The 18,679-nt window shown below is 67.5% G+C and carries 17 protein-coding genes; 9 read left to right on the top strand and 8 right to left on the bottom strand.

Going from position 1 to position 18,679, the window contains the following annotated elements:
* The first annotated feature begins 8 nt into the window (after positions 1–8).
* Together NCI01_RS03905 and NCI01_RS03900 are read left to right on the top strand one after the other, a co-directional pair.
* The gene (locus tag NCI01_RS03905; protein WP_254180148.1) at positions 9–863 is read left to right on the top strand and encodes a PDDEXK family nuclease; all 855 of its coding nucleotides are present in this window, start codon (positions 9–11) and stop codon (positions 861–863) included.
* A gap of 152 nt (positions 864–1,015) precedes the next feature.
* Positions 1,016–2,404 carry a tyrosine-protein kinase domain-containing protein gene (locus tag NCI01_RS03900; protein ID WP_254180147.1) on the top strand — a complete coding sequence of 463 codons (1,389 nt, stop codon included), beginning with the start codon at positions 1,016–1,018 and terminating at the stop codon, positions 2,402–2,404.
* A gap of 18 nt (positions 2,405–2,422) precedes the next feature.
* On the opposite strand, the gene NCI01_RS03895 is transcribed toward NCI01_RS03900, so the two are convergent.
* Positions 2,423–3,244 (bottom strand): beta-keto acid cleavage family enzyme, encoded by an 822-nt coding sequence (locus NCI01_RS03895; protein WP_254180146.1) that lies wholly within the window; start codon positions 3,242–3,244, stop codon positions 2,423–2,425.
* A gap of 23 nt (positions 3,245–3,267) precedes the next feature.
* Between NCI01_RS03895 and NCI01_RS03890 the strand changes: the two genes are divergently transcribed.
* Positions 3,268–4,419: a hypothetical protein gene (locus NCI01_RS03890; RefSeq protein ID WP_254180145.1), complete on the top strand. Its 1,152-nt coding sequence runs from the start codon at positions 3,268–3,270 to the stop codon at positions 4,417–4,419.
* Positions 4,420–4,432: 13 nt separating this feature from the next.
* Positions 4,433–4,876, top strand: coding sequence for a D-aminoacyl-tRNA deacylase (gene dtd, locus NCI01_RS03885; protein ID WP_254180144.1), 444 nt, complete (start codon positions 4,433–4,435; stop codon positions 4,874–4,876).
* A 296-nt stretch (positions 4,877–5,172) separates the two neighbouring features.
* Here dtd and NCI01_RS03880 read toward each other — a convergent pair whose 3' ends face one another.
* Both NCI01_RS03880 and NCI01_RS03875 read right to left on the bottom strand, forming a co-directional pair.
* Complete coding sequence (locus NCI01_RS03880) at positions 5,173–6,321, bottom strand: glycoside hydrolase family 16 protein (RefSeq protein ID WP_254180143.1); 1,149 nt, start codon at positions 6,319–6,321, stop codon at positions 5,173–5,175.
* An 82-nt stretch (positions 6,322–6,403) separates the two neighbouring features.
* Positions 6,404–6,667, bottom strand: coding sequence for a hypothetical protein (locus NCI01_RS03875; RefSeq protein ID WP_254180142.1), 264 nt, complete (start codon positions 6,665–6,667; stop codon positions 6,404–6,406).
* Between the two features lie 704 nt (positions 6,668–7,371).
* Here NCI01_RS03875 and NCI01_RS22920 point away from each other — a divergent pair.
* From NCI01_RS22920 to NCI01_RS03850, 5 genes are all read left to right on the top strand, one after another.
* Positions 7,372–7,533 (top strand): acyltransferase, encoded by a 162-nt coding sequence (locus NCI01_RS22920; protein WP_372495087.1) that lies wholly within the window; start codon positions 7,372–7,374, stop codon positions 7,531–7,533.
* A 153-nt stretch (positions 7,534–7,686) separates the two neighbouring features.
* Positions 7,687–8,601: a sulfate adenylyltransferase subunit CysD gene (gene cysD, locus NCI01_RS03865; protein ID WP_254180141.1), complete on the top strand. Its 915-nt coding sequence runs from the start codon at positions 7,687–7,689 to the stop codon at positions 8,599–8,601.
* A complete protein-coding gene (cysN, locus tag NCI01_RS03860) occupies positions 8,601–9,902 on the top strand; it encodes a sulfate adenylyltransferase subunit CysN (RefSeq protein WP_254180140.1) in 1,302 nt (433 codons plus the stop codon). The genes cysD and cysN overlap by 1 nt, the downstream gene beginning before the upstream one ends.
* A 477-nt stretch (positions 9,903–10,379) precedes the next feature.
* On the top strand, positions 10,380–11,510 hold the full coding sequence (locus tag NCI01_RS03855) for an O-antigen ligase family protein (protein WP_254180139.1): 1,131 nt from the start codon (positions 10,380–10,382) through the stop codon (positions 11,508–11,510).
* Positions 11,511–11,647: 137 nt separating this feature from the next.
* A complete protein-coding gene (locus NCI01_RS03850; RefSeq protein ID WP_254180138.1) occupies positions 11,648–12,343 on the top strand; it encodes a hypothetical protein in 696 nt (231 codons plus the stop codon).
* Here the strand turns inward: NCI01_RS03850 and NCI01_RS03845 are convergent.
* From NCI01_RS03845 to NCI01_RS03825, 5 genes are all read right to left on the bottom strand, one after another.
* A complete protein-coding gene (locus NCI01_RS03845; protein ID WP_254180137.1) occupies positions 12,334–13,494 on the bottom strand; it encodes a hypothetical protein in 1,161 nt (386 codons plus the stop codon). The genes NCI01_RS03850 and NCI01_RS03845 overlap by 10 nt on opposite strands.
* 170 nt (positions 13,495–13,664) lie before the next feature.
* Positions 13,665–14,765, bottom strand: coding sequence for a glycosyltransferase family 4 protein (locus tag NCI01_RS03840; RefSeq protein WP_254180136.1), 1,101 nt, complete (start codon positions 14,763–14,765; stop codon positions 13,665–13,667).
* Positions 14,762–15,934 (bottom strand): glycosyltransferase, encoded by a 1,173-nt coding sequence (locus NCI01_RS03835; protein ID WP_254180135.1) that lies wholly within the window; start codon positions 15,932–15,934, stop codon positions 14,762–14,764. The genes NCI01_RS03840 and NCI01_RS03835 overlap by 4 nt, the downstream gene beginning before the upstream one ends.
* Positions 15,931–17,091 (bottom strand): glycosyltransferase, encoded by a 1,161-nt coding sequence (locus NCI01_RS03830; protein WP_254180134.1) that lies wholly within the window; start codon positions 17,089–17,091, stop codon positions 15,931–15,933. The genes NCI01_RS03835 and NCI01_RS03830 overlap by 4 nt, the downstream gene beginning before the upstream one ends.
* Positions 17,091–18,599, bottom strand: coding sequence for a sugar transferase (locus NCI01_RS03825; protein ID WP_254180133.1), 1,509 nt, complete (start codon positions 18,597–18,599; stop codon positions 17,091–17,093). Before NCI01_RS03825 ends, NCI01_RS03830 begins: the two co-directional genes overlap by 1 nt.
* Positions 18,600–18,679 lie beyond the last annotated feature (80 nt).

Here is an 18,679-nt window from a genome sequence, read left to right as displayed (position 1 = left end):
CTCGACACATGGACGCCGTCTCCGCACTCACCCGCCTCGGCGGGATCGGGTCGACGGCCGACCTCCTCGAGCTCACCACCCGCAAGCGGCTGCGCCGAGCCGTCGCGGACCGCACCGTCGTCCACGTCTCCCGCGGGCGCTACGCGCTCCCCTCCGCCGACCTCGCGCGCAGCCTCGCCGCGGAGATCGACGGACACCTGCGACTCCTCAGTGCCGCCGCGCACTGGGGGTGGGAGTCGAAGTGGCCGGCGCCCTACCCGCAGCTCGGCGTCGCCCGGAGACCCGACCGTCCCGTGGAGGCCGAGGTCTTCGTCGGCGAGGTGCCGCGCCGCGACATCGACGGGTGGGCCACCAGCAGGGTGCGCACTGTCCTCGACTGCGCGGCCGCACTGCCCTTCGACGAGGCGCTCGCCGTGGCCGACTCCGCCCTCCGCCACGGCGACGTCACCCGCGACGAGCTCGAGGCCGCGATGTCCGGCGATCCCCGGGTCCGCCGGGTCGTGGCCCACGCGACGGAGCTGGCGGCCAACCCGTTCGAGTCGGTGCTGCGCGCGATCCTCGTGGAGGCGGGCATCGCCGTGGTGCCCCAGTGGGAGACGACGATCGGTCGCGTGACCTACCACCCCGACCTGGCCGAGCCGTTCGCCGGACTCGCGATCGAGGCCAACTCGTGGCGCTTCCACGCGGGCAAGGCGGACCACGACGCCGACTGTCGCCGCTACAACGCCCTCGTCATCGGCGGCTGGACCGTGCTGAGGTTCACCTGGGAGCAGGTGATGTTCTCGCCGTGGGAGGTCGTCGCCGCGGTCCGCGGCGCCATGGCCCTCCCCTGCCGCGGCCTCGGGGCCGTCTCGGTGGCCTGAGCGCGCCGCAGCGCGGCGTGTCGCGAGGCGTCGTACGGCGTGTCGGGGCGCGGCGCCCGACGAGCGGCCCCAGCCCCCCGCGGGGATGAAGTAGGTCAGCGATCAGTCACTTACGCTTGTCAAACGTTCGTTGACAAGCAGAGGGAAGACGCGTGGAGCTGCAGGACTACTGGCGCACGGTCCGACGACGGTGGCGGCTGGTTCTCGGGAGTGTCCTGGTCGTCCTGGCCGTGGCTGCGGTGTGGACGTGGACGGTGACCCCGCTCTACTCCTCGACGACCCGCATCTTCGTCTCGACCAGTCAGACCGACGAGAACTCCGCCTACACCGGCAACCTCTTCGCCACCCAGCGCGTGGCGTCCTACGCCGACCTGGTCACCAGCAACCAGCTCGCCGAGCGGGTGGCCACCGAGCTCGGTGACGCCGAGCCGATGGACCTGCGCGAACAGGTGACCGCCTCGGCCGTGCCGGAGACGGTGCTGCTCGAGATCGCGGCCACCGACCCCGACCGCGAGCGCGCCCGCGACATCGCCCAGGCCTACGCCGAGCAGCTCCAGCTGCTCGTGGAGGAGCTCGAGACGCCTCGCGGCGAGACCACCGCGGTCGTCAAGGCCACCCTCATCGACGACGCCCAGATCCCGGCGTCCCCGGTGTCGCCCCAGCCGCTGCGCAACCTCGCGCTGGCGGGCGTCCTCGGTCTGCTCCTCGGCGTCGGCCTGGCGGTCGCCCGCGAGCTCCTCGACACCAGCGTCAAGGGGGCGGACGACATCGCCGAGATCACCACCGCCCCCGTGCTCGGCAACATCTTCCAGGACAACGACGCCAAGCGCGCCCCTCACGAGGTGCTCTTCACGGCGACGCCCTGGGCCGAGGCCTTCCGCGTGCTGCGCACCAACATGCAGTACGTCGACGTCGACCACGACCAGAAGGTGCTCGTCGTGACCAGCTCGCTGCCGGGCGAGGGCAAGAGCACCACCGCGGTCAACCTCGCGGTCACCCTCACCCAGGCCGGCCAGAAGGTCGCGCTCGTCGAGTGCGACCTCCGCCGGCCCCTCATCGCCGACCGGCTCGAGCTCGACGGCTCCATCGGCACCACCAGCGTCCTGATCGGCAAGGTCAGCGCCGACGACGTGATGCAGCCCTACGCCGACACCACGCTCGACGTCATGGTGTGCGGGCAGATCCCGCCCAACCCCTCGGAGCTGCTGCAGTCGCAGGCGATGGAGGCCATGCTCGAGGACCTGCGGTCGCGCTACGACGTCGTCGTGCTCGACGCGCCGCCGCTGCTCCCGGTCACCGACGCCGCCCTGCTCGCGACCCGCGCCGACGGTGCGGTCGTGGTGGTCAGCCACGGGCGTACGACGCGCGACCAGCTGTCGACGGCCATCGAGCGCCTCGGCTCCGTCGGCGCCACGACTCTGGGCCTCGTCGTCAACCAGACGCCGGCGAAGAAGTCGGCGAGCGGGTACGGCTACGGCTACGGCTACGCCCCGCTGGACGAGCCCCCGCAGGGCGGCGGCGGCAAGCGCCGTAGGCGCTGACCTACCGACCCCCGAGCCTCAGGCGAGACCGAGCAGCTCGCGGCACCGCGCGGGGGCCATCGGCTCGCGCTGCGCGATCCGCCCCAGCTCGACCGCGCGCTCGACGAGCTGGGCGTTGGACTCGACCGGGACGCCGCGGCTGATGGTGAGCACGTCCTCCATGCCGACGCGCAGGTGGCCGCCCATCGACAGCGAGGCCATCGCGACCGCGAGCGTCGAGCGGCCGATGCCGGTGGCCGACCACGAGGTGACCTCCGGCGGGAGCGCGGCGACGCCGGCGACGAGAGCAGGGGCGGTGCCGGGCATGCCGCCGGGGACGCCCATCACGAAGTCGACGTGCACCTTGCCGCCGGCCGGGGTGCCGTACTGCTTGATGAGCCGGCCGAGCGCGTGCACCTGGCCGAGGTCGAAGAGCTCGAACTCCGGGGCCACGCCGCGCTCGAGGGCGAGCTGGTAGAGGTCCTTGACGAAGGGCCACGGGTTGAGGAAGACGTCGTCGCCGAAGTTGGTCGTGCCCATGGTGAGCGAGCACGAGTCGGGCTCGGCGTCGAGCACCTTGAGCCGCTCGTCGAGCGGGTCGTGCACCGAGCCGCCGGTGGAGAGCTGGACGACGAGCGAGGACGACTCGCGCACCGCGGCCACCCACTCGCGCAGCAGCGCCTGGTCGAGCGTGGGCTGGTGGGAGGCGTCGCGCACGTGGATGTGGATCATCGCCGCGCCCGCTGCCTCGCACTCGGCAGCCGTGCGAGCCACCTCCTCAGAGGTGGTCGGGAGCTGCGGACAGTCGGCCTTCGCCGTCTCGGCCCCTGTCGGTGCCACCGTGATGAGCAGTTCGTCCATGCGCGCACCTTAGACTTCCGCGGGTGACCCTCTCGGCCAGCCCCCGCCACGTCGTCGCCGTCACCGCCCTCGGGACCGAGGTCCACGTCGAGGTCTCCGGCGCCCACGCCGACGCCGTCGCGACCGACCTGCTGCGGGCGTGGTCGCGCTGCGACGCCCGCCGGGTCGACGACGCGCAGGGCCGGAGCGTGCGGGTCCTCGTCGACGACGACCCTGCCGCGGTCGAGCAGGCGGCGGCACGCGGAGCGATCGCCGGCCCCAGCGCGGCGGTCGTCGGCGACCAGGTCGCCCTGGCCGTCACCCTCCAGGCGATCGAGGCCAACGAGGGCGACCTCCTCATGCTGCGGGCCGCCGCGGTGGCCGACCCGGCGACGGGGCGCGCCGTCGTGCTGGTCGGACCGGCCGGCAGCGGCCGCTCGACCGCGGCCCGGACCCTCGCCCGCCACTTCGGCTACGTCACCGACGACACCGTCGCCCTCACCGCCACGCTCGACCTGCTCGCCTACCCCAAGCCGCTGGTCACCGGTGACGACCCCGCCCAGGGCACGCAGTCCCCCGACGACCTCGGCCTGCGCGAGGCCCCCGACACCCTCCGCCCGGCGGCCGTGCTGCTGCTCGAGCGTCACACCGAGGGCTACGTCCCGCCCGTGCTCACCGAGCTCACGACCGCCGAGGCGGTCGCCCACCTGTCGGGCAACGCGTCCTACCTGCGCTCGCTCGACAAGCCCCTCCACCGCCTGGCCGCGCTCGTCGAGGAGGTCGGCGTCGTGCAGCGGGTCGACTACCGCGAGGCCGACGACCTGGTCGCGGTCACCCAGCAGCTGCTCAACCACCCGCTCTCCGCCGAGGCCGAGCCGGAGCCGCCCGAGCCGACCATCACCGAGCTCCTGGGCCGCGGCACGGCCGGCGACGGGCCGAGCGTGCGGCGCGCGGACTTCGTCGACTTCCACGTCAGCGACGGCGCGGGCACCGTGATGCTCGGCGAGACGGTCGTCGCCCTGTCCTACCTGGCCACCCGCGTCCTGACCCTTCTCGGCGACGGGTCGGCGACCCTCGACGAGCTCGCGGAGGCGCTCCTCCTCGAGCTCGGCGAGCCCGAGTCGGGCGACGCGACGTCGCTCGTGCGGACCCACGTCGACGACCTCGTCGAGGTCGGCGTCCTCACCCGCGTCTGAGCGGGGCCACGACGTGCGCGCCGTCATCCAGCGGGTGCTGTCCGCCGCCGTCCGGGTCGACGGGGAGGTCGTCGGCGAGCTCGACCGGCCGGGGCTGCTGGTCTACCTCGGCGTCACCCACGACGACAGCGCCGTCGAGGTCGCGTGGACCGCGCGCAAGATCTGGGACCTGCGCCTCCTGCGCGACGAGCGGAGCGCCAGCGACGTCGGCGCGCCCGTGCTGGTCGTCAGCCAGTTCACGCTGTACGGCGACGCGCGCAAGGGCCGCCGGCCCACCTGGCAGGCCGCCGCGCCGGGCCCGGTGAGCGAGCCGCTCTACGACGCCGTCTGCGCCGAGCTCGAGCGCCTCGGCGCCCACGTCGAGCGCGGCCGCTTCGGGGCCGACATGCGCGTCGAGTCCGTCAACGACGGCCCGATCACCCTCGTCCTCGACACCCCGCCCTCGATGGTCGAGTAGCCCGCCCCTCGCCTCGCTGGTCGAGTAGCCCGCCCCTCGCCTCGCTGGTCGAGTAGCCCGCGAGGAACGAGCGGGCGTATCGAGACCCCCTCAGTAAGGCAGCCGCGTCGCCAGCCACCCGGCCACAACCCACGCGACCGCCGCCACGGTCCAGAACACCACTGTCACTCGCTGCGTCATCTGCATCGCCCCCGCCGCACCATGCCGATCCCCCTCGGCCTCGTGCGACGAGTCTCGGACCCCGCTGCCCTCACCCGGGCAACAACAGGACCACGACTCGTCCACGACTCAGGCGCTCAGCCCTTCGGCCCGGTCTCCCACACCCGCGCCCAGTCGACCTCCATGGTCTCGGGCAGCTCGCCGTTGAAGCGCGGCAGCTCGTAGTCCGAGGACAGCAGGCTGAGGATGAGGAACTCCGGGCGCCCGGAGGTCTCCCCCTTGAGCCGCTGGGTGACCTTGCCGTCGATGCGGAAGACGTACTCCTTCGGCGTCCACTCCACGGAGAACACGTGATACTTCTCGGCCCAGTCGTCGCCCAGCTCGTCGGCGTTGGGCAGCCAGCCGCCGACGGTCTGCTTCCTGCCGGCCTTGTCGAGGAAGTAGGTGAAGCTGGTCAGCCCGCCCTCGGGGTGGTCGTCGCCGAAGTACTCGATGATGTCGATCTCGGCGCCGCCCTTCTTCGGGCCGCCGGTCCCCTGCCCGCCGACGGCCTGCATCCAGAAGGCGGCGTGCTGGCCACGGGCCGCCTGCGTCCTGATGCGCGCGGCGGCGAAGCCGTAGGTGAAGGCATAGGTGGCCTCGGTGCCGACGTGGCCGTTGAGACGGTAGGCGAACCTCTTGCGCTTGCCGGGCAGCTGGCACTCGTCGCCCTTGCGGTCGGGGTCCTCCATCACGCTGAGGCGCAGCACGCCGTCGGCGAGCTCGGCGGCGTCGGCGCTGGCCCGCGAGCAGGTGCGGACGCCGACGTAGCCCTGGTCCCGCGTCACCCACGTGGCGCCCTTGCCGTCGACGGTGTCCTCGTCGAAGTCGTCGGTGAAGGTCGCCTCGGGCGCGTCCTCGGTCGAGACCTTCGCCCCGATGGCGTCGTCGCCGTCGCCGACCACCACGTGGAGGTCGCCGGACGCCCGGCTGGTGAGCGAGACGTGGCCCTTGCCGTCGGTCTCCTGCTCGTCGACCTCGCTCCAGCCGTCGTCCTCCTTGGCGACCAGCGTGACCGCGGTGCCCTTGTCGACGCCGGCGATCGTGGCGTCCACGACCCAGGCGGCGTCGGCAGCGGACTCGACGTCCTCGCCGTTGGCCGCCAGCTGCGGCAGCACCTGCGCCTCGACGCTGTCGCTCTTCTCGTACGACGGCGGGGTGGGCTCGCCGTCGTCGGAGGAGCTGCAACCGGTCAGGAGCAGCGCGCCTGCGAGGGCGGCGGAGAGAAGCCTGGGGGTGGTCCGCATGCGCGCCATTGTGACGAAGGCACGGTGATCGCGACCAATCCTCCGGGGGCCTACTCAGCCGTACGTGTGCAGCGTCACCCGGTCACCCGACCGACACCTGCGGCCGTGACCCCACCCGCCTGCGCGACGCGGAGAGGACGCGCGCCTCGTGGGACCACCGGGCGGCTGCGGTCCTGCGCGCCTCGACGCGGGAGAGCTGGGCCACCCGGTCCGCCTCGCTCGCCGCTGCCTGGCCGCGCCCGGCCGGGTGGGCGTGAGCGGCAGCGAACATGCGGCCGACGACCAGGGCGACGGGGAGCGACAGCGTGATCCATGCCGCGATGACCAGGGCGACCGAGAGGAGCATGTAGACCTGTTACCCCGGTCCGACGCCGTTAATCCTTCTGCAGGCAGCAGATATGACAGCCCTGTCATCGGAAGTGCGGTGCGGACGCCCCCCGCCGTTGCGAAACCGTCGGCAGGCCCCACGTGCGTTGTGCCTGCCAGCCTCATTTGCCGGCTCATCGCCCCTGAACGACGGAAGTCTGCATGCCGTCCGTACGCGCTGACGTCTTCTGACAAGCACGACGGTCCGGTCGCCTGCTTGCCTGAGCGGCCGGCGGGCTCTCGCCCAGGTCCCCCAGCGGCGCGCCTGCTCGGCGCTGACCAACAGATCCTCACCCGATCCAGCGACGTGTCATAGTGCTCCTCGTGTTAGCACAAGTGCTTCGCAGTCTCCGAGTGGATCTTGGCCACGCATGCTTTGAGTTCCTAGCAAACGTTGTCGGAGGCTCGATTCTCGTCCCCCGGGTACTACGCATCTTCGTACTCCGACTCGCGGGGATCGAAGTTGGACGCGCGAACATCTGGTCCGGTGTGCAGTTCACAACTCGCCGGGTGTCGATAGGCGACGGCGCCTTCATCAATCGCGGGTGCTTCTTCGACGCCAACGGGGTGACGATCGAAGACGGCGTTAGCGTCGGTTATCAGACTCGCTTCATTACGGCGGGGCACGACATCGGTCCCCCTGACGCCCGCGCAGGCGAAGGGACCGCCAAGCCCGTCCGAGTGATGAACGGCGCCTGGATTGGCGCGGCGGTGACCGTGCTCCCGGGCGTTACCATTGGTCCAGGGTGCGTCGTCGCAGCTGGATCGGTTGTCACGGCGGACTGCCAGGCGAACGGGCTTTATGCCGGAGTTCCCGCGAGACGTATTCGCGACCTACCTGATTAAGGGGAAGCGCGGTACGCCCCGGGCCGACGGGAGTAGTGGCGGCGGGCCACCTAGGTGTGCAAACACGCCACAGCCGGCAGTCCGAATCGTCGGTAGGGCGACCCGTCGCTACGATGATGGCTGCTGTCCCCGAGAGAGGCCGTCGCAAACGCCATGACCAACACCCACGTCGACTACCAGCTGAGCCAGCTGGACCAGCTCGAGGCCGAGTCGATCCACATCTTCCGTGAGGTCGCCGCCGAGTTCGAGAAGCCGGTCCTGATGTTCTCCGGTGGCAAGGACTCCATCGTCATGCTCCGCCTGGCGGAGAAGGCGTTCTTCCCGGCCAAGCTCCCCTTCCCGCTGCTGCAGGTCGACACCGGCCTCGACTTCGACGAGGTGCTGTCCACGCGCGACTCGTGGGTCGAGCGCCTCGGCGCCCGCCTGGTCGTCGCCTCCGTCGAGGACGCGATCAAGGCCGGCCACGTCGTCGACGACGGGAAGACCAGCCGCAACCGCCAGCAGATCGGCGCCCTGCTCAACGCCATCGAGGAGAACGGCTTCACCGCCGCCTTCGGTGGCGGTCGCCGCGACGAGGAGAAGGCCCGCGCCAAGGAGCGCGTCTACTCCCACCGCGACGACTTCGGCCAGTGGGACCCCAAGATGCAGCGTCCCGAGCTGTGGAGCCTCTACAACGGCCGCATCCACGCCGGTGAGCACATGCGCATCTTCCCGCTCTCCAACTGGACCGAGCTCGACATCTGGCACTACATCCACCGCGAGCAGATCGAGATCCCCTCGATCTACTTCGCCCACGAGCGTGAGGTCGTCGAGCGCGACGGCATGCTGCTCTCCATCGGCCCCGAGATCCAGCCCAAGGGCGGGGAGACGGTCGAGAAGAAGATGGTGCGCTTCCGCACCGTGGGTGACCGCACCCAGACCGGTTGCGTCGAGTCGGTGGCCACCGACACCGCAGCCATCATCGACGAGATCGCCATCGCGCGAGTGACGGAGCGAGGCGCCACGCGAGGCGACGACCGCTTCTCCGAGGCAGCCATGGAAGACCGCAAGAAGGAAGGCTACTTCTGATGGCCAGCACCCCCCAGACCACCGACGCCCACACGACCGCCCAGGGCGAGATGGACCTGCTCCGCTTCGCGACCGCCGGCTCGGTCGACGACGGCAAGTCCACCCTGATCGGGCGCCTGCTCCTCGACTCCAAGTCGATCTTCGAGGACCAGCTCGAGGCGGTGGAGTCGACCAGCCAGTCCAAGGGCTACGACTACACCGACCTGGCGCTGCTGACCGACGGCCTGCGCTCCGAGCGGGAGCAGGGCATCACCATCGACGTGGCCTACCGCTACTTCGCGACGCCCACCCGCAAGTTCATCATCGCCGACACCCCGGGCCACATCCAGTACACCCGCAACATGGTCACCGGCGCCTCGACCGCCGACCTGGGCCTGGTCCTCGTCGACGCCCGCCAGGGCCTCACCGAGCAGTCGCGCCGCCACGCGGTGCTGCTGTCGCTGCTGCGTGTGCCGCACCTCGTGCTGGCGATCAACAAGATGGACCTCGTCGACTGGTCGCAGGAGGTCTACGAGAAGATCCACCGCGAGTTCACGACGTTCGCGACCAAGCTCAACATCCCCGACCTCGAGGTCATCCCGATCTCGGCGCTCCAGGGCGACAACGTCGTCAACCGCTCCGAGAACACCCCGTGGTACTCCGGGCCCACGCTGATGCACCACCTCGAGCACGTCCACGTCGCCTCCGACCGCGACCTCGTGGACACCCGCTTCCCGGTGCAGTACGTCATCCGACCGAAGTCGGACCAGTACCACGACTTCCGTGGCTACGCCGGTCAGGTGGCCGGCGGCGTGCTGAAGAAGGGCGACGAGGTCGTCGTGCTGCCCAGCGGCATGACGTCGACTATCTCCAAGGTCGAGCTCTTCGACACCGAGATCGCCGAGGCCTTCCCGCCCATGTCGGTGACGATCCACCTCGAGGACGACGTCGACGTCTCCCGCGGCGACATGATCGCCCGGCCCAAGAACGCGCCCAAGCCCAGCCAGGACATCGACGCGATGATCTGCTGGATGACCACCGAGCCCCTCAAGCCGCGGCAGAAGCTCGCCATCAAGCACACCACCCGCATGGGCCGCGCAATGGTCAAGGACATCCAGTACCGCCTCGACGTCAACTCGCTGCACCGCGACCAGGAGGCCGGCGAGCTCGCGCTCAACGAGATCGGCCGCGTCCAGCTCCGCACCACCGTGCCGCTGCTGTGCGACCCGTACTCCAAGAACCGCACCACGGGCTCGTTCATCCTCATCGACGAGGCCACCGGTGTCACCGTCGGCGCCGGCATGATCAACAGCGCTAGCTGAGCTCGAACTCTAAGTCGATTTCGGTGCCAGGTCAGCACGGGTGAAGGTCCGCCCGATCGCTACCGATGGCTTTCATCATCGGTGTCGCGTCCGGTGCTGATCGACTAGGTTTCGGACCGCGGGGGCGCTCGTCCGGCTGTTCTGCGGGAGCGTGCTCGCGAACGCCGGGACAGACGTCTGGGGTTCCGAATATGATGACCTTGCTACGCAACCAGCCTGGCCGGGTGGCTGCTCGTCGTGGACAGTTGGAGACTCGTTTTGCTCACTCTTGGCGCCACGCTTGTAGCGGCCATTCTTCTGTGCGCGACGATGGGGCCGCGAATTCGTCTGTGGACGACCGCATTCCTCTGCATTCCTCAGTTCTTTATCCCAGGCGTGGAACTTCCGCTGGCCCAAGTCTGGCTGCTGGGCGCAGCCGTGTGCGCCCTCACGGAGAGCACGATGCGAAGGCGTCGGTCTGCGCCTCCGGGGACTAGCGTGATTGCCGGACTGGTCGCCGCCTCGCTCCTAGCCATTGTCTGGTCATTAGACGCCGAGCAAGCAGTGATCGTGGGGGCTCGTCTCGTAATGTTTGTCGGCGGCCTCTTGGTTGTGTGGAGAGCTCTCGACGAGCGGGTCAACGCTCTATCGATCGTGGCTGACGCCTCCCTGTTGTGGGTGGCCCTCCAGAGTGTTCTTACGGTTGCCTTCCGACTCGACCCAAGCGTCGAAGCGGCCTTTTATGCGTCACCGGCCATGGTGCCGCTGCTCGGATCCACCGGTCTCGCGCTGACCGGAGAAGCGGCCAACAACGTGATCGACCCCGAAAAGGCTGGCGGCCTCATTGTCAATGGGAATGCGGCCTCGCTCCTGCTCGGCATCAGCGCCGTCTCCCTGCTCGCGGCCAATGCGGTTGGTCCTCGGATTCGATTCCGACTCGTCGGCCTCACCGCCTTCGCCGCTGTGTTCTTCACCGGGTCGAAGACCGGGGCAGTCCTCGCAGTGATCGTGCCCTTGGTGGTCGTGGCCCTCCGTAGGGCGGCGCGTAGCAGGTCCGGGCGACGCGAGTTGGTTGTCCTCGCCCCGTTCGCAGCAATCGCCGCGATTTTGTTGCCAACCGTTCTGCAACGGGTGTTTCCGGTCTTCAGCACCAAATCCGAGTTCAGCTTCGACACCCGGATGCGCCTCTGGGGGGCAGCGCTGGATCTCTTCAGGGAGAATCCAATCCTCGGATTGGGATTCGGTGGATGGAAGCCTGCAATGGAGAGGCTCATCGGCCGAAGCGACTGGCCGCCGCACAATGTGGTGATATCCGCTTGGGCGGACGCGGGGCTCGTCGCAGCCGCGTTGACGGTGGCATTCATTGCGATCACCCTTGGGCTGGGGCTTCGCCGGCTGATGCTCGTCCCTGAATCTCCGGGCGACCTGACCGCCCGATGCTGGGCTTGGTCTGGCATGTTGTGGGTTTTCTCCCATGGCATGGGCGACAACACCTCTGTGTACGGAGAGCCGCGATCTCTCATGTTGGCAGCCACACTCTTCTGCGTGTCACTGTGGCCGAGCTCGATGCCGTCACCTCCGGTCCCGTCGCGTCGCTCGGCCCTCACACAGGAACACCTGCCTGCATGAATCGTGCCACCGCACAAGTCCACCGGGCGTCCGCCAACCTACGCACGCAGTTGCCGCTCCGCCCTCAGGATCGATGCACGGGCAGCACGACGGATGCTGTCGTCACGTTGACAACATTTCCCGCCAGGATTGGCGGGGTGGCGTTAACGATCAGATCCATTCTCAGGGGTGACGTAACACCAGCCAGCATCCATTTGACCCTCTCTCGTGACGAGTTCGCCGGAGTTGACCTGCCCAGAAGTCTTCTCGCGCTCCAGGAACGCGGCCTGAAGATTGTCATGGTGCCCGGCAACACGCGCAGTTACAAGAAGTTGATCCCAACGCTGGAGTCGCTCCCAGCACGGACGTTGATCACAGCAGATGATGACGTCTACTACCCGCGGAGTTGGCTCCGCGACCTGCTCACTGCGCACCTTGCGGATGCGAACTCCATCGTTGGTCACCGTGGGACGAGAATCACCGGCTGCAAGCGCGAACTGGCCCCCTATGTCGAGTGGCCGCCTGCCACCCGTAACACACCACCCAACCGCACGTTCCTTACTGGCGTCGGAGGGATTCTCTATCCGCCTGAATCACTTTCCGCGACCGTCAGCGACATGGACCTCGCTATGAACCTTTGTCCGACCGCGGACGACATCTGGTTCAAGGCGATGGCGTTGCTTGAACAAACACCGACACGCCAAGTCGGCCCCAGGCCTTTAGATCCCCCCACAAGACGCGGATCGCAGCGCGTCGGCCTCTTCCGAACAAACGTCGGCGAGTCGCAGAACGATGCCCAGATGCGGGCAACGCTCGACTACTTCGACCTTTGGGGCCTTCTCGATCACGTATGACGGGTGACCGCGCCTACGCGTAGGCCGACGAGCGTGAGACGGACGACGAGTCCCAAACCGAATCCCGCCATTGCGCCTGCAGCCCCACCCACCATGGTCAAGAACACGATTGCCAAAAGGCCAATGCAGACGCCGACGGATGTGCGCCAGGCCAAGCCTCGGGTGCCAAGTATGGGTACGTACGCTGCCCGCGCCATCACCCCCTCGAGGAAGTACAGACCGCCCGCCAGACCAATGAGGCCGGCTTCGATCGGACTCAACTGGATCGTTCGGGCGGAGAGAAGCGACGCGACCGGTTCGCCCACGAGACTGGCACCGACCGTGGCTGCGACGACCAACAGCGCACTCACACGGATCGCCACCGTGCTTCGCCGACGGATGCTCGCGGCATCAACGCCGTGCGGTACCCAGCCCTGCAAGGCGCTGTGAATCGGTCCCATCGCAGTAGTGCCTTGTTTCATGAGCTTGTCCATCATGGCGAACGTGGTGAGTGCTGAAGCATCAACCCGCGCGACCAGCGCGATAGGTAGCGCGAGGTAGGCCGCGCCTACCAAGCCCACCCATGCAGAACCCAACTGCGCGCGAAGAGCGTCTCGGATTGACGTCATGCGAACGATTGAAAGATCACGTCCTAGAACAAGACCGGTCTGCAGAACCGCGGCCGCGAACACCCCCAGGGTCGTGCCCGCCAAGCACCACCACGCGGACAATCCGAATCCGACTGTCATCCCAATTCCGATGAACGTTCCGATAATCCTCGGGATTGTGTCCACAAAGAACAGGGTCCACGCGCTGCGCGTGCCGATGAAGTACCAGCCGGAGGTCCATCCCGTGAGTCCGGTGCTCAACAACCCGAGGGCGGCGTATCCGGCGTACGAGGGAGCAAGCCCTCCCGCGACTACTGCGAGGGTGGGGAGGAACACCATCGCAAGCACCACCCTTGCCTTCACCGAGTTCGCGAAGTAAACGCGGCGCTCCGGCGCTGTCAACCCTGCAACTTCGGCGGGACCGTTGACGCCCCAGCCGAAGCTGACAAGGACGAAGCAGACGGCGCCCAAAGACTGCCCTACCGCTGCCGCCGCCCAGGCGGAGGCGCCGCCAGCGGCAACCATGGCCGGAATTGCCAGCAGACTCGCCAGCGCCAGCAACACGACTGAGAGCGCATAAACCCCAGCGCGCGGCACTAGTTACGCCACCGGGCTTACGGGCCACAATCTCGAGCAGGCAGATCGAGTGGGCTCATTTGACGGTGTGTAGAAGTCCGCGCCAGCAGGGGTCTGCGCGGGATTCGCCAGACTGCGCACCGTCTGACATCGATCGGTCACGACTGCTGCCCTCGCACAAATGCGGCTTCCGTCGCCTCGCCCCATGCCGGCAGACCGTAGCGGAGAACTGCGCCTCGTGACCGCACAGCATGATCGTGCTCCTCCAGAGCCCGGCGCAGCGATGCAGCCAGCCCCTCGGGGGACGGGTCGCTCACAATCGCCCCTAACTCGTGAGCCTTGTCCGCGAGTCCGGCGTCTGCCGTGACCACGGTAGGTAGCCCGGCAGCCATAGCCTCGAGCAGACTCAAAGGCAACCCCTCCGGCGCACGTGATGGAAGCGCAAATACGTCCGAGGCGTGAAGAACTTGCCGCACGTCGTCTAGGTGCCCAGTAAAGATGACACGAGAATTGAACGGTGCTGCGGCTTCCTTCAATTCGCTGGAGGCATCTCCGGCCCCGGCGATCAAGAGAACAAACTCCTGCGGGAGTTCGCTCAGAGCAGCAATGAGCCGGTCTACGCCCTTTGGGTACTCAAGTCGTGACAGACAACAGATCACACGCCGATCGTGAGAGAAGGCGAAGTGCGCCCGTGCGGCACGCCGCTCGCTCGGGCCTGGCCGGATCGCCTGGGTATCCACCGCATTCAAGATCACGCGTACTTTATGAGGGGGAACGCCAGCAGTCTGGAGCACTGCCGAACCCACGGCATCCGACACTGCCACTACTAGCGAGACAGAACGCGCCGCTCGCTTGTAGGCGCCTGCAAGCACGAGCCCAGCCAATCCAGCGGGGAGCACACCATGTTCGGTCCACACCACTCGGCCGAGCCGCGATGCAGGTCCTGACAGAAGGATCTGCTCCCGTTTGTACTGGAGGTGAATCACATCCGGCTGAATCTGCTCCAACACGTCCAACAGTTGACGTCGTTCGCGCCGCGCATTAAGCAATGAGGTGCGCCACGTCTTGAGTCCCCATTTGGGACCTAGCGGGACACTCACTCGCTGCACGGCGTCGGGCAGATCGCCCTCAAAGCGGCCCACCAACGTCACGCGGTGACCTAACCGGATCAGCTCTCCCGCCAGCAGCTGAAGATACTTCTCCGCCCCACCGAAGGCCCCGGCCCCGACAACAATGGCGATGTGCACTGGACGGGTCACGGGCGGCTCGCCCGCAGATTCCCAGACTCTGCGATGAGCGAGTCCACTAGCCGGCGCATCTCTTCGCCTCGAGCGGACCATCCGTGATCGGACGCGATTGCCCGCCGACGAGCCGCTGTGTCCTTATTGGGGACACCGGCGGACACGGCTGAGACGACTTCAGGGACGAACGTACGCGGCTCGCACACCACGACGTCCCCAGCAACAGGGGCGACAGAGGGCACACCGGTCGATACCACAGCAAGTCCTGCAGCAAGGTACTCGTAGGTCTTGAGCGGGCTCACGCCCTGGGTGTAGTCGCTCTCCACATAGGGAATCAAACCTACGGTGCACTGGCGATAGAGATGAGCGAGCTCGGCTGGCGACAGCAGCCCATGGTGGACCGCGCCAGCAGCCATAAGGTCATCAACCAGCTTCTGGTCTGCTCCGCCTCCCTCCGACACCGGACCAGCTAGATGTAGTTTGACGCCTTGCTGCAGAAGTGCTCGTAGAAGATCGAAGTCGACCTTTCGGGCAGTGAGGTTTCCTGCGAAGACAGCTTGCGGCAGAGTTTCCGGCGCATCGTCGGACTCGTGCCCAAAGACCTCCAGATCAGCCACATTGGGCCACGAGAGAACAAGTTCGAACTTCATGGAGACGAGGTGTTCGACGACAGCTGGGCTGGATCCCGCAGCAACGGCCCCAGCAAGAGCGACGTCTGCCTCCGCGCGCTCGATCAGTCCCGCGTCGATGCCAGGGAAAGTCCCGAGCAGATCTACGCAGTGATAGACCGTTGCGCTTGCGTCGCGATCAAGCCCATACGTAACTGGGGTGTAAAGCCACAACACCCTGTCGTCCCCCGACGACAGCCACGGCCGCACCTGACGGCGCAAGAGCCACGCGTTCAGCACTCGAATCGGGCCACGGTGGTACGGAACCACCACCGGCGAGACGATGCGCGCACCCGTGGGGACCACCCGTGCGGTCGTCGTACGCCCTGCAGCCTTCGCGCGGCGCAGCCGACCCCAGATCCGCCGAGCGTCGCGCCAGGTAAGCTCGACGCGTCGCAATCCCATGGATTCGACGTACGTGACCTCGTGTTGCTCGGAAAGCTCGCGTACTGCGTAGTGCTGGTTGGTCGCGATTGCTTGATCCCATTCCGCCGTCCCGAGAACGAGGACATGGGTCATGTTGTCTCCTCGATCCATTTGTGGATCTTGTGGCGGAAGCTGGTGCGGGAGAACTCGTAGGTCGCATCGTCACGCCGCGTGGCGGTACTCAGGAGCGCCCGATCGGCGGCAGCGGCCAACTCAGAGCGCGACACGTCGAGCTCTGCCTCGGCGCCGAGGCCCACTGCATTCACACTCTCCCTCGCTCCTCCAATCGAGTTCACCAAAACCGGAGTGCCAGCAGCCATGCACTCCACAGGCATGATCCCGAAGTCTTCGATCGGCATGAACACGAACAGGCTCGCCTCCTGGTACAGAGCATAGAGCTGCTCATCGCTCACCCGACCGGTGAAGAGCACTGGCACCGTCGCGGATGCGCCCCGCTCCCGCAGCGCAGCCTCCTCCGGGCCCGATCCGGCGATGACCACTGGCATTCCCAGCGCCTCGCCTACCTCAATTGCCTTATCGAGCCGCTTGTAGGACACCAAACGCGAGGCCCCGAGGATGTAGCCGTCACTCGGAAGAACAGAGAAGAGCCGGTCCTCTTCGGCCGACAGAGCGTCTCTCCACCTGGTCACGGCTCCAATGCGCTCGACGTCGACCGGGGGATAGATCACGGTCGCGTCCCGATCCCACGACCGCTGGATCCGCTCGCGGATGAACTCGCTGTTGGCGGCGTACCGCACTCCCGAGTGCGTTGCCCGGCGGTCGATCTTCTTCAAGGGGATGCTGGCCGCCCTCACGTGTGCGGCGCGGCCCCTAATCTCCACCTCCGGAGCCCAGATGTACCGGGCGGGCGTGTGCACATAGACATGGGCGTTGCGCCCCTCGCGAGCCGCGCGACCCGCGAGGTGGTGGGCGAAAGCGTGGGAGGACACGACCACGTTCTGGTAGTCCCCGAGCGGAACGGTGTTCCATGCGCGAGGCATGACTGGCAGGCTGAGGGCCTTCCGCCCACGCAGCCACGACTCTGCCAGTACAGATTCTTGAATGTCCCGGCCAAACCGACCCGGTGCGTCGTCCCACAGGCACATCACATCGGCGCCAGGCAGAACGTCCAGCAACTCCTTCAAAACCACCTCGGCACCGCCGATGGCCTCGATCCATTCATGCGCTACCAGTGTGGCGGTGCGCGGGATTACCCCGGCCCTTACCTCTAGATCGCCGGCTTGAGTCATCAGTAGGCCCCTTGTCCCCGAGTGACGGCGCGCACGGTGCGCAGCATGATCATGAGATCGCCGGTGATGGACCAGTTGTCCACGTAGGCGAGGTCGAGGCGCTCGGCCTCGTCGAACGACAGGTCGCTGCGGCCTGACACCTGCCACAGGCCGGTCATGCCGGGTCGTACGTACATCCGCCGGCCCATCTGGACCGAGTACTGCTCCACCTCAGCAGCGAGGGATGGACGCGGGCCGACCAGGCTCATCTCGCCGCGCAACACGTCGAGCAGCTGCGGAAGCTCGTCGATGGAATAGCGTCGGATGAACCGTCCGACACGCGTGACCCGGGGGTCGTGCCGAATCTTGAACAGGACAGCGTCGGACTCGTTGAGCGCCCGCAGTCCATCCAGCCGCTGCTCGGCGTCAACCGCCATGGAGCGGAACTTGGTCATCTTGAAGATCGCGCGGTGACGCCCGACCCTCTCTTGGCGGTAGAAGACAGGTCCCCGCGAGTCGAGCTTGATCGCAAGCGCGGTGACCAGGAGCACGGGGGCGAGGATGAACAGGATCGTGGCTGCCCCAACGAAGTCGAATGCGCGCTTGAGGAAGCGGTCGGCACCGGCGTACTGCGGCTCCCGCAAGTGCAGCATCGGCATGCCCGAGACGTCGTTCAGGTGCAGGCGCGCGGATGACACATCAAGGACGTTGGGCGAGATCATGAGCTCCACCCCGGTGCCTTCAAGTTGCCAGGTGAGGTCTCGCAAGGACTCGTGCCCGAGGTGCTCGGTATCGGTCACCACGACCGCTCCTGCCCCTGAGACGGTGAGGGCCTCGGCGAAGTCGAGGCTGGCCGACATGACCGGAATGTGACCGACGAACCCGTCCAGGCTCGCGATCGGAGTGCGTGCGTCCGGCACCCACACACCGCCCACCGCGTACCCCGCAGTCGGGTGCTTGTCGAACCAGCGGGTGAGCTGTGCAGCAGATCGAGCACCGCCGACGACGAGGACTTTCGTCGTCGCCGCCCCGCGAGTACGCGCACGGTGCAGCCCCACACGTGCGAGCTTTCGCTCGACCAGCAGTCCGGCGAGACCCAGAGGGAATGCTGTGGCGAGATAAAGGCGCGACGCGTCGATCTGGAACGCCAGGGAGATCATGGCCATGACCGCGAACACGCGAAATGTCGCGACGATCACGCGCCGGTACTCGTCCGGTCCGTGTCCGACGATGAGCGGACTCCGCGACTGGTGGATCTGGAGCGACGCCCACCACACCACAGCCAGAACCAGCCCGAGGGCGGGATAGGTCACGCCCAGACCGTCCACCTCGGGAGCAGCAGCTGAACCAAAGCGGATCACCTGGGCCGTCCCGAGCGCGAGCGCGAGGACGAAGAGATCACCGAGCAGGAGGGCGCGGGCGTGTCGTCGGCGCCACTCGACCGCTCCGTCAGCCTCATGGACGGTGGCCTGGATCGAACGATGCAGCACCTTCGGTCGAGGCAGAGCAGCCTCGGGCGCACGACTCACTACGGACATTGCATCCCCCACGGATGACTTGAACCCCGAGACCCCCGGGAACGACGTCAACCAACTCCTGACTGACGTAC

The sequence above is a fragment of the Nocardioides pinisoli genome (assembly GCF_024199985.1).
Classification (GTDB): Bacteria; Actinomycetota; Actinomycetes; order Propionibacteriales; family Nocardioidaceae; genus Nocardioides; species Nocardioides pinisoli.
This window is presented reverse-complemented; position numbering and strand designations above follow the sequence as displayed.

What these genes read in the sequence shown, in the direction of transcription:
- cysN (WP_254180140.1), top strand. Translation starts at nt 8,601, where the DNA reads ATGGCCAGCACCCCCCAGACCACCGACGCCCACACGACCGCCCAGGGC.
- NCI01_RS03880 (WP_254180143.1), bottom strand. Translation starts at nt 6,321, where the DNA reads ATGCGGACCACCCCCAGGCTTCTCTCCGCCGCCCTCGCAGGCGCGCTG.
- NCI01_RS22920 (WP_372495087.1), top strand. Translation starts at nt 7,372, where the DNA reads ATGAACGGCGCCTGGATTGGCGCGGCGGTGACCGTGCTCCCGGGCGTT.
- NCI01_RS03830 (WP_254180134.1), bottom strand. Translation starts at nt 17,091, where the DNA reads ATGACTCAAGCCGGCGATCTAGAGGTAAGGGCCGGGGTAATCCCGCGC.
- cysD (WP_254180141.1), top strand. Translation starts at nt 7,687, where the DNA reads ATGACCAACACCCACGTCGACTACCAGCTGAGCCAGCTGGACCAGCTC.
- NCI01_RS03875 (WP_254180142.1), bottom strand. Translation starts at nt 6,667, where the DNA reads ATGCTCCTCTCGGTCGCCCTGGTCATCGCGGCATGGATCACGCTGTCG.
- NCI01_RS03905 (WP_254180148.1), top strand. Translation starts at nt 9, where the DNA reads ATGGACGCCGTCTCCGCACTCACCCGCCTCGGCGGGATCGGGTCGACG.
- NCI01_RS03895 (WP_254180146.1), bottom strand. Translation starts at nt 3,244, where the DNA reads ATGGACGAACTGCTCATCACGGTGGCACCGACAGGGGCCGAGACGGCG.
- NCI01_RS03835 (WP_254180135.1), bottom strand. Translation starts at nt 15,934, where the DNA reads ATGACCCATGTCCTCGTTCTCGGGACGGCGGAATGGGATCAAGCAATC.